We start from the raw sequence: 11,099 nt of genomic DNA on the forward strand, positions 1-11,099 counted from the left end.
GTGCTATCACAGCTGTCGCGCCATCGGCAGCGCGGGCGGTGCCGGAACCGCGGGCACCCTCGGCAGCGCGGGCAACGCCAGCAGGTGCCGCAGCACCTCGACCGGGACCGCCGGATTGGACGCCGCGCCCTCGGCCGTCCGCACGTCCGTGATCAGCCCGGCGAGCACGGACTCCGGCAGCCGCCGGTCCCGCAGTGCCCACAGCGCCCTCAGGCGGACGACCCAGTCCTCGTCGTCGACCAGCCGCACCACCGAGTCCACCGACAACCGGGGATCGTCCAGCGCCCGCAGCCGGACCCCGTGGTCCTCGTCGCGCCCGAACCGCTCCACCAGCTCCACCGGCGCCGCCGGGTCGTCGAGCGCGAGCTGCCGGAGCACCGGATTCGGGTCCGCCGCGAACCGCATCGCGCCCGCCCGCGGGAAGTTCGGGTGCTCGCGGAACCTCGACGCCGAGCGGCCGCGCCAGTCCACCCACATCTCCAGCAACATCCCGGACGGCGCCTGGGCGCAGTGCTCCGCGAGCAACAGGCGGACGGCGAAGTCCTCGTCGCCGGCGAGCACTTCGACGACATCCGCCGGCAGGTCGCGGACCCGCGCCACACTGCGCCGCACCAGCACGTGGGCGGACGCGGCACAACGCCGCATCTCCGCCGCGTCCCCCTGCCGCTCCAGCACCCACGGGAGCGCACCGCAGTGGTCGCGCGGATCGATGTCGACGGGGATCCGGGAGCGCTCCTCCTCGGTCAACTCCGGCCGCAGCGAGACCTCGAGGCGGACGTCCGGGTCCTCGTCCCGGGCCAACTGCGCGACCAGGGCGGGACCGAGCCCGGGATTCCGGGCGAGCGCCCGTCGGACCCGGGCGTCTCCGTGCGCCAACTCCCCGGCCAGCTCCGGGGCCAGTGCGCACCGCTCGACGACTCGCTGCCGGTCCGCGGCCTCGAACTCCGCCGTCAGCGCCACGAACTCGTCCGCCGACAGCGGATCCTCGGCGTACCGGACGAGCGTCGCGGCCGCCCGGACACCGGAGTGCGGGTCGGCCAGCAGGGCGGCCCGCGCCGCCTCGCCCAGGTGCGGCCACGCCCGCACGACCACGAGCGCCCGGACGCTGCCCAGCGGGTCGTCGAGCAGTTGGAGCAGCTGTCGCACCGAAAGGCCCTCACGACAGGCGAGTTCATCCCGTACGAGAGGACTCGCTCCGACCAGGAGTACGTCCAGCTCCGCTTCCTCCAGTCCCAGGTCCGGCCCACCGAGGCTCAGGACGATCCACCGCACCCGAGGACTCTCGTCTCGCAGCAGCCGGCGCCGCTGGGCGTCGGTCAGCCCGGGCCGCTCCGCCGCCAGCGCCCGCACCGCGGCCACCGGGTGGGCGATCCACGCGTCCACCACCGCCTCCGGGAGCACCAGGTACGTCAGCTCGCGCAGCAACGGGTCGGTGGGCCCGCACTCCTCGATCAGCCGCACACCCAACTCCGGTGGCATCGCCGGGTTCAGCAACGCCCCCTTCCGCCACGCGTCCCGCAACTCCGTCGTGGTGTCGGCCAGTTCCAGAACCGGTACCCAGTCCGCCACCTCGTCCCCGGTCATCGGCCGTCCACCGGCCCCCGGGCCGGGGCTCCCCACCAGGTGGCCAGTGCGTCCTCCAGCCCGCCCTGGTCGTCGCCGACCCAGGCCACATGGCCGTCCGGACGCAGCAGCAGCGCCGGCGCACCCGTCGCGGCGGGAGCGCTTTCGGTGTCGCCGGCGACGTCGAGGACGTGGTCCACGCGGTCCGCCCACCCGTCGACCGACAACCGGCCACCAGTGCGGTCCAGGAGCAGCCCGCGGCCCTCGTGCATCAACCCGTAGAGGCGGCGGCCGCCCGACAGGGGCAGGTCGCGCAGGCGCCGGCCGAGCAGCTCGTGACCGCCGCCCGGAGCGTCGCCGCCGTCCGGAGCACCGGCACCCATGTCGTAGCGGATGTCGACCGCCGTGATCATGCCGGTGATGTACCGGTTGACGTCCTCGAACTCCATCAGCCTGGTGAGCAGTTCGCGCAGCGCGGTCGGCCCCGACTCGGCGCCGAGCAGGGTCATCTGGGCGCGGGTGTTGCTCAGCACCCGGGCAGCGACCGGGTGCCGCTCGGCGTGGTAGCTGTCCAGCAGCCCCTCCGGCGCCCAGCCGGCGACCTCGGCGGCGAGCTTCCAACCCAGGTTGAACGCGTCCTGCACACCGAGGTTGAGCCCCTGCCCGCCGGTCGGCGGGTGGATGTGCGCGGCGTCGCCCGCCAGCAGCACCCGGCCGACGCGGTAGTGCTCGGCCTGCCGGGTGGCGTCGCCGAAGCGGGAGAGCCAGTGCGGCGAGTGGGCGCCGAAGTCGGTACCCGCGACGGCCCGCAGCCGCGCCTTGAAGTCCTCCAGCGTCGGCGGCGTCGACCGGTCCTCCGCGACGCCGTCCGCGGGCACGATCACCCGGGCGACCCCGGCCCGGCCGTCCACGTCGGGCGCCACACCGAACCGCAGCTCGGTCCGGCGCACCCGCTCCACCACCTCGGCGACCTTCGCCGGGTCCTCGGTCAGCTCCAGGTCGCCGATCAGCGTCTCGACCTTGGCGGGCTCGCCCGGGAACCCCACCCCGATCGCCTTGCGCACCGAGCTGCGCCCGCCGTCGCACCCGACCAGGTAGTGCGAACGCAGCCGGGTACCGTCCGCCAGCTCGACGTCCACGCCCTCGGCGTCCTGGTCCAGCCCGGTCACCTCCTGGCCGCGCCGGATCTCGGCCCCGAGCTCGCGCGCCCGTTCCTCCAGCAGCCGCTCGGTGACCGCCTGCGGCGTCGCCAGCCCGTACGGGTGGGCGGTGTCCAGGCTGTCCGGCCAGGCCGCCATCACGCCGCCGAACAGTCCGCCCACCCGGAACTTCTCGCTCACCGCGAGGAAGCGCTCCAGCAGCCCCCGCTGGTCCATGATCTCCACGCTGCGCGCGTGCAGACCGCGCCCGCGCGACTCCCCGGTCCGCTCCGCCAGCCGCTCCAGCACCACGACGTCGACCCCGTGCAGTCGCAACTCGCACGCCAGCATCAGCCCGGTCGGCCCGCCGCCGACCACGATCACGTCCACCGTCGAACGCACGTCCATGTCCACGTCCACGCCCACGTCCATCACCGCTTGCCCCGTCCCGCCGTGTCCTGCCATCCACCAAGGGAGACAAAGAAGACCAAATCCCATGAATCAGCCGTATTCATCCTCGCCCGGTTCAGGTCGGTCATTCTGCGCCACCCCCACCCCCTTGCGGCAAGACCCCCCACCCGCTATAAGTTGAGAGTGGCAACGAGTGGGGTTTTCCTCGTTGCCTTTGTTCTTGCCCCGACCCCTCCCCCACCGGCGACGGCAGGGGAGGGGCCGGCGGACAACTCCGCTACCAGGCGTAGTCCTCCGGAGCCGGCTTCCGCCCCGGGAAGAGAACGTCCAGGCGCGCGAGCAGGTCGTCGTCGAGCTTGATGTCCAGCGCGTGCACCGCCGCGTCGAGGTGATCGAGGGTACGCGGGCCGACGATCGGGGCGGTCACGACGGGACGCGAGAGCAGCCACGCGAGGGCGAGGTCGGCGGGGTGCTCGCCGAGTTCGTCGGCGAGGTCCTCGTACGCCTGGATGCGGTCCCGGTTGGCCGCCAGGATCTCGCCCGCGTGCGGGAGGCCGCCCCGGACCCGGGTGCCCTCCCGCTCCTTGCGCAGCACGCCGCCCAGCACGCCGCTGCGCAGCGGGGACCATGGCAGCAGGCCGAGCCCGTAGTGCTCGACGGCGGGGATCACCTCCAGTTCGATCGTCCGGTCCAGCAGGTTGTAGAGGGACTGCTCGCTGACCAGGCCGAGGAAGTGCCGCGCCCTGGCGGCCTCCTGGGCCTGGGCGAGGTGCCAGCCGGCGAAGTTGCTGGAGCCGACGTAGATGATCTTGCCCTGGGCGACCAGGACCTCCATCGCCTGCCAGATCTCCTCCCAGGGCGTGTCCCGGTCGATGTGGTGCATCTGGTAGAGGTCGATGTGGTCGGTGCCCAGCCGGCGCAGGCTGGCCTCGACGGAGCGGCGGATCGCGAGGGCGGAGAGCCGCCCCTCGTTCGGCCAGTCGCCCATCGGCGCGTACGCCTTGGTGGCGAGCACGGTCCGCTCGCGGCGGCCGTCGCCCTTGGCGAGCCAGCGGCCGATGATCTCCTCGGTGCGACCCTTGTGGTTGCCCTCGGAGTCGCGGCCGTAACTGTTCGAGGTGTCGAAGAAGTTGATGCCCCGTTCGTGGGCGCTGTCCATGATCAGGTGGGCATCCGACTCCTCGGTGTGCGGGCCGAAGTTCATGGTGCCCAGGCAGAGTCGGGAAACGGTGAGGCCGGTGCGGCCGAGGTGGGTGAACTCCATGCGCCCCACCCTCCGCCGCACCGGCCGTACTGTCCAGCACATTTGGCCCCGGCGCCCGGTGCCCTACCGGCGGCGGCTGCCCGGGACGAACATCCAGAGCAGCCAGGCACCCGTGCCGAGCAGGAGCATGTTGACGGCGATCTGCCACGGCAGTTCGCCGAACGCCGTCAGCCAGCCGCCGTACTTGACCTCCAGCAGGGTGCAGGTGAGGTACCAGAGGCCGAAGTCCGCGACGACAGCCGCGACCCACACCAGCGCCGGGTGCCGGCGCGGCCGGGGCAGGGCGTTGGTCAGTGCCAGGACGCCGGTGATGGCCAATGCCAGCGACGCGAACCTGTCCGGCAGTTGGTCGAGGTAGTTCCACGGCAGGACCGAGCCGACCAGCCAGATCAGCGCCAGACAGCCGATGAAGCGCACCAGCACCGCCACCGCCGGACTCGGCCCGGACCGCTCCGGTACCGGTGCTGCCTGTACGGCCGGTGCCGCTGGGGCCGGTGCGGATCCCGCCGCCGGCGCCGCCGTGGGAATCCCCCACCCCGCCGCCACCGGATCCTGCCAGCCCCCCTGCGGGAACCCGCCCGTCGGCCGGGGCGTCGCCAGCGGCCCGGGCCCGACCTGCGGCGGGATCCGCACCGGCCCCAGCGGCACACCCCCGGACATCACCGGCGGCGGCCCGAACGCCCCTCCCGGTGCCCCTCCCCCAGCCACACCCCCCGACCGCGCCACCGCCTCCAGCGCGGCCAACGCCTGCTCCGCCGTCGGCCGCGCCGCTGGGTCCTTGGCCAACAGCGCGCCCAACAACGGCGCCAACGCCCCCGCCCGCACCGCCGGCCGCGGCTCCTTGGTCACCACGGCCACACACAGCGCCCCGAACGTCTCCCCACTGAACGGCGCCTCGCCCTCCACCGCCGAGTACAGCGTCGCGCCCAACGCCCACAGATCGTTCGCGGGCGCGGCGGGCCGTCCCTCCAACTGCTCCGGCGCCATGTACGCGGGCGTGCCGATCACCGCCCCGGTCCTGGTCAGCGCCGTGGTCGCGTCCGCCATGTGCGCGATCCCGAAGTCCGTCAGGATCACCCGGTCGCCCATCAGCAGCACATTGTCCGGCTTGAGGTCCCGGTGCACGATGCCCGCCGCGTGCGCCTGCTGGAGCGCCTTCACCATCGCCGCACCCAGCTCCGCCACCCGCGCCACCGGCAACGCACCGCCCCGCGCGACGGCCGCCGCCAGCGACGCCCCCGTGACGAACTCCATCACGATCACCGGAGCACCCTCGTACTCGACCACGTCGTGCACGGTGATGATCCCGGGATGGTTCAACCGCGCCGCGGCGCGCGCCTCCCGCAGCACCCGCTGCACGAGCTGCTCCCGCTCCGCCTCCGTGACGCCCTGCGGCAGCAGCACCTCCTTCACGGCGACGTCCCGGCCCAACGTGGTGTCCCACCCCCGCCAGACCCGCCCCATGCCACCCTGGCCGATCAGCTCCACGAGCTGGTACCGGCCCCCGATCAGTGCCCCGCTCACCGCTGCCACGCGCAAACCCTAGCGCTCCCCCCACCCCCCGCTGACGGCGGATCAACAAATCGTTTCCCCCGGCCCCCGGCCTCCGCCTACCGTTGGCGCGCCAACAATCCTGCACCTCGGAGACGGAACCACCCCATGGACCACGCTCACCCCGACCACCACGGCTGGGCCGACGAGGGCTACGGCGCGGTCGCCGACGCCTTCGCCCGCAACTACGCCGACTTCCCGGAGCTCGGCTCGGCCGTCACCGTCCACGTCGGCGGCCGCAAGGTGGTCGAACTGTGGGGCGGCGTCGCCGACGAACGCACCGGCCGGCCCTGGCAGTCGGACACCCTGGTCCCGGTCTTCTCCTGCGCCAAGGCCCTGGTCTCCCTCTCCGCCCACCTGCTCGCTCAGCAGGGCCGCCTCGACCTGGACGCGCCGATCGCCACCTACTGGCCCGAGTTCGCGCGCCACGGCAAGGAGGCGATCACCACCCGCATGGTGCTCTCCCACCGCGCCGGCATCCCCGTCCTCGACGCCTCCCCGACCTTCGAGGAGATCGCCGCCTGGACCCCCGTCGTCCGCGCCATCGAGGACCAGCAGCCCCTCTGGGAGCCCGGCACCGCCCACGAGTACCACGGCCACGTCTTCGGCTTCGCGATCGGCGAGGTGATCCGCCGCATCACCGGCCTCACCCCGGGCGCATGGTTCCGCAGCACCCTCGCCGAACCCCTCGGCCTGGACGCCCACCTGGGCCTCCCCGCCACCGACCTCCCGCGCCTGGCCCGCCTCGCCGAGGCCGAGGGCCGCCGCCCGATGCCCGGACCCGAGCACCTGCTCACCCGCATCGTCACCATGAACGGCACCCTGGTCTTCCCCGGCCTCGACGAACCGCACGGCTGGAACGACCCCGCCCTCCACGCGATCGAACTCCCCGGCGCGGGCGCCGTCGCCACCGCCACCGGCCTCTCCGCCACCCTCGCCGCCGCCGTCACCGGCCTCGACGGCACCCCGCCCCTCCTCACCCCCGCCACCGTCGCCGACGCCACCCGCGAACTCACCTCCGGCCCCGGCCACCTGGGCTTCGACATGGGCGCCCGCTGGGGCTCCGGCTTCCTCCTCCCCTCCCCCGCCTTCCGCCCCATGCTCTCCCCCACCAGCTTCGGCAACGACGGCGCCGGCGGCCAGTTCACCTTCGCCGACCCCACCGCCTCCCTCACCTTCGCCTACACCACCAACCGCATGATCGGCCACGCCGACCCCCGCGCCGACAACCTCGTCGCCGCCCTCCCCCGCCCCTGACGGGAGGACAGGCCAGCAGCACGAAGCCCGCCCGGTCGCCCCACGAGCACGTGGGGCGACCCAGGCGGGCAAAAGCGTGGAACGTGACGGTCGGCTACGGCCTCCCGTCACCGCGAGCCGGGGTCAGGGAGTCCGCTCGGGGACGAGGGACCACTGCTGGTTGTCCTGCAGCCCGGGGCACTCGTAGATGTCGAGACGAGTGCCGGGCTCGGTCACCCAGCCGGGGAGTTCCAGGCAGCGGCCCGCGGGGTGGTCACCGTCGACGGTCGCGGGCAGGAAGAGGCGACCGTCGGGGCGCATCGCCCACTTCTGCCCCTTGCCGTCCTCGCAGCGGGCGAGAACCACGGCCGTCCCGTCACCGAGGCCGCCGTCCTTGGTCGAGAGGCAGTAGCCGCCCGCCCGCACGGTGCCGTCGGTAGCGAAGTTGAACCGCTGGCTCGCGGTCTCCCAGCAGCCCCACAGAGCGACAGTGGCGCCGTCGTGCGGTCCGCCCTCGGCATCGACGCAGCGCGAGCTCACTCGGTTGGAGCGGATGGAGACCGCGGCGTTCGCGTGCCCGAGGTACTGAAGGGGGCTGAAGCCGTCGACCTTGTTCTTGGTGCCGTCACTGCTACGGCCCGGGTAGACGGTGATCACCTGGTTGTTGTCGATGGCCCAGACATCGGGGAAGCCATCGTTGTTGAGGTCTCCCGCGCCGACCTGCGGCTGCGCCGCGGTGGTCCAGTCGGCTCCGGAGAGGATGAGGAAGCCGTTGTCCGGACGGGTCAGGGAGGAGTAGTCGACCGATCCGTCTGCGTTCCAGCCGAGCGCGTAGGAGTAGATGTTCCCGTTGGTGCGGTGACGGGCCCAGACGGTGGTCTGGTTGACCGGGGTAGTGGTGCCGGGCTTGACGCTGGCACCGTTGGCGGCACCGGGGCTGAGGAGTTCGTAGTCCGCCCAGCTTCCGCTCGTCGTGGGGATCTGGGTTGCGGTCAGGAGGTCGTCCGCGAGGCCGTCGGCCTGGAAAACATAGAGGCTGTTCTGCTCCAGAGTCAGGATCGAAGTCTGGCTCATGATGATGGTGCGGGCCGGGTCCGCGGGGGAGCCGCCGACGGCTTCACCTTCAGGCGTCCCGATTGCTGCGGCCTGGGAGACCCTGCTCCAACCACTCGCCGCGTAGTCCGGGCACGCAGTCTCGCTGCCGTAGACCGTGCAGTTCGCGGGACGCGTCAAAGCACCGGCCTTCAGTTGGTCGAATCGCCCCGTCCCGTCGTTGTGCACAAGATAGAGCGCGTTCTTGAGCTCACTCGGCGATTCTTTTGTGTAATGGGCAACAATCTGGTCAACAGCCTGGCCCGCAGCAAGAGTTCCGTGATGGCTGATCTGAAAATCCGCCCAGGAAGCTCCGAACTGCCGATTGCCAGGGGCCGCCGCAGCCGGAGCAGCTGCAGAGTTGACCGGGTCGGTGGTACCACCGATGATCCGCAGATCGCCCTTCGCATCCGAGGCGACAATGTCGGGCTTCTGGTCGTTGTCGACATCACCGAACACGGGCTGCGTCCCGGGCTTCCACGGCGCGTAGAAGCTGTACGAGGCGGGCTGGCTGAAGTTGCCCGCGTTGTCCATCGCCCAGGCGTAGACGATGTTGGTCCCCCAGTTGCGCGGAGTGAAGGGGACCTGCGCGCCGGGTCCGTACGTGCCGGGCTGACCACACTGCCAGCCGACAACAGGGGTGGGGTCGGCGCTGAAGCGCACGCACGCGACGCCGGAGGCCTGGAGGCCGTTCCCGGGAGCGGGATCCTCCGCGTTGACGAAGAAGGAGCCGCTGTCACCGGCGTAGCGGGCGGGGTGGTCGTTGGGGGTACCGGAGGGCGGGAAGTCACTGGAGGCGATGCTCAAACGGGGGTTGGTGCGGTCGACGCGGAAGTAGCACCAGGCACTGTTGGGCGACGTGAGAAGGGTGTCCGTCGCTCGGGCCAGCCAGCCGTACTGGTGGCCGTCGGCGAGCGAGCCGACGCTCAGCGACGGTCCGGGGTTGTTCTGCGCGCCGCCCCAGCTCCCCTGTTCGATACGGAAGTCCGGGTCGTTGTCGTCCCAGAGGATGTAGCCGGTGTAGACGTTCTGACCGGCCGGGGACCAACTGTTGACGGTCAGATAGAGGTTCAGATTGTTGCCGACCCAACCGGGGTTGTCCCAGGGGTTGGCACCGCCACTGGTGCACTCGGCCGTGCTGTTGCTGCTCGCGAAACCGGGCGCCGGACTGGTGCGCGGATACCAGACGGTGGGGGCGATGTCGTAGGTGGTGGTGATGCTCGGATTGCTCGCGATGGCGTGGCGGTAGAGCTTCTCCCATTCGGTGGCCATCGGGGCTATGCCGATGGTCCAAGTGCTCCAGGTACCAGCTGCGGCCTGCTTCATGATGTCGGTGACGTCGACAGCCAGGGGCCCGGTGCCGGTGATCTTCTGACCGCCGACGTAGGAGCAACCCTCCATCACCACATTGCCGTTGGTGCCGCAGGGCTGGTTGTTCCAGGTGGTGGGCTCACCGATTCCCCTCGGTGCCCAGTAGACACCGAGGTCGGTCGGGGTGCCGGGGCTTGAGGCGCCGCTGACCTGCCCGTTCAGGGTCGAGGTGAAGAGAGTGGGCGGGTACTCGGCACCGGGGACCTTGGTGTGGATCGCCGGGTTGACCTTGAACTGGAAATAGGCCCGCTCTCGGCCCTGCACCTTGCAGTCCAGCGCGGGATCACTGCTGCGGTAGCCGCAGAAGCCGGTGGAGAGGTTGGACTTCTTGTTGTAGTTGGCGACGTCCTTGTAGTTCTCCTGGACCTGGACCGAACCCTCGACGGCACTGGTGACCGCGGTGAGGGTCGGGTCCAGGTACCAAGGACCGGCTCCGGAGCCCAGCGCTTCCTGATCAGGAGTCAATTCGATAGCACCGTTGAAGACCTTGCTGCCGATCACGGCGACCTTGGCCCCGTCCCCGGGAGCCTCGGCCGTGGACGCGGTCCCGTCGGTCGGCCGTGCATCGTTCGCGGTGGTCACTGCGGAGGAGGCGAACGCCGCCTTGACCGGGGCCGTGGCGCCGGGGCCGGCAGCGGGGCGGGATGAGTCCCACTGGAGCGGCGCTGGCGAGCGGAATCGCAGCGCACCCTTGTCGTCCTTGACGTCGATGCCCCCGCGCTCGTCGGAGGTGACCGTCAGTCCCTGCGCGGTGAGGGGGAACCGCAAGGTCTTCAGCGCGGGGTTCTCCGCCGCCTGGGCCGTGTGAACCACAATCACGTCGCGCCAGCCGCCGACCGACAGCGCCGTCAGCTGGAGGTCGACGTCGGGAAGAACGTTCTGGTAGGTGGCGGTCGCGCCGTTCAGCGTGGGGCGGGGCAACGGGAACGGGGCGTCGACAGCGAGCTTCTTGCCGTCGGCGGTCGACACGGTAGCCATCGGTCCGCTGCCACCGCCGGAGAACGCCACCGGGAGACTCGTCAAAGCCGGCCCGACGGTGCCGTCCGCGTTCGGTCGCAACGCGGCATCCAGATCGACCCACGCACCGTCGTGCTTGGTGCGGACGGGCTGTGCGTTGTCAGTGGTCGTCAGCGTTCCGGCCGGGTTCGCGACCGTCCGCGAGGCTTCGTCGGTCATCGCCTCGACGACGACCGGCTCACCGGTGGAGCGGGCCTTCGCGACAGCGTCGAGCATCGCCTGCTGCGCGGCCGTCCGGTGTGGCGAGGTGGCCGGAGGAACAAGTGGCGGCACGCCGCCCGCCGGTCCGTGGGAGGTCGGCCGAGGCACATCGGCGGCGGAGGAGACCGGCGCCGTCAGCAGGCCGAGACCGAGCAGGCAGCTTGTACCGAGGGCGGTCAGACGCAGAGTGCGCCGGAGTGCGAGCGGTGGCGTCCGCATGCCCGCACGTGGACGTGAAGTAGTGGACATGTCGA

General features: G+C 71.6%; 6 protein-coding genes. 1 reads left to right on the forward strand and 5 read right to left on the reverse strand.

The genetic code is table 11. The features are described from left to right. Positions 1-6: 6 nt before the first annotated feature. From ACIPYS_RS15280 to ACIPYS_RS15295, 4 genes are all read right to left on the reverse strand, one after another. Positions 7-1,584 (reverse strand): PE-PGRS family protein, encoded by a 1,578-nt coding sequence (locus ACIPYS_RS15280; RefSeq protein WP_400746395.1) that lies wholly within the window; start codon positions 1,582-1,584, stop codon positions 7-9. After that, complete coding sequence (locus tag ACIPYS_RS15285) at positions 1,581-3,110, reverse strand: FAD-dependent monooxygenase (protein WP_400746652.1); 1,530 nt, start codon at positions 3,108-3,110, stop codon at positions 1,581-1,583. The genes ACIPYS_RS15280 and ACIPYS_RS15285 overlap by 4 nt, the downstream gene beginning before the upstream one ends. Positions 3,111-3,390: 280 nt before the next feature. Beyond that, positions 3,391-4,377, reverse strand: a complete 987-nt coding sequence (locus ACIPYS_RS15290) for an aldo/keto reductase (protein WP_093862906.1) — start codon at positions 4,375-4,377, stop codon at positions 3,391-3,393. 63 nt (positions 4,378-4,440) lie between these two features. Further along, a complete protein-coding gene (locus tag ACIPYS_RS15295; protein WP_400746398.1) occupies positions 4,441-5,910 on the reverse strand; it encodes a serine/threonine-protein kinase in 1,470 nt (489 codons plus the stop codon). Between the two features lie 126 nt (positions 5,911-6,036). On the opposite strand from ACIPYS_RS15295, the gene ACIPYS_RS15300 reads away from it, so the two are divergent. Next, positions 6,037-7,185 (forward strand): serine hydrolase domain-containing protein, encoded by a 1,149-nt coding sequence (locus tag ACIPYS_RS15300; RefSeq protein WP_400746401.1) that lies wholly within the window; start codon positions 6,037-6,039, stop codon positions 7,183-7,185. Positions 7,186-7,308: 123 nt separating this feature from the next. Here ACIPYS_RS15300 and ACIPYS_RS15305 read toward each other — a convergent pair whose 3' ends face one another. Then, positions 7,309-11,094: a ricin-type beta-trefoil lectin domain protein gene (locus ACIPYS_RS15305; RefSeq protein WP_400746404.1), complete on the reverse strand. Its 3,786-nt coding sequence runs from the start codon at positions 11,092-11,094 to the stop codon at positions 7,309-7,311. Positions 11,095-11,099: the final 5 nt, after the last annotated feature.

Origin of the sequence: Kitasatospora sp. NPDC089913, from assembly GCF_044748625.1 — a bacterium.
GTDB lineage: Bacteria > Actinomycetota > Actinomycetes > Streptomycetales > Streptomycetaceae > Kitasatospora.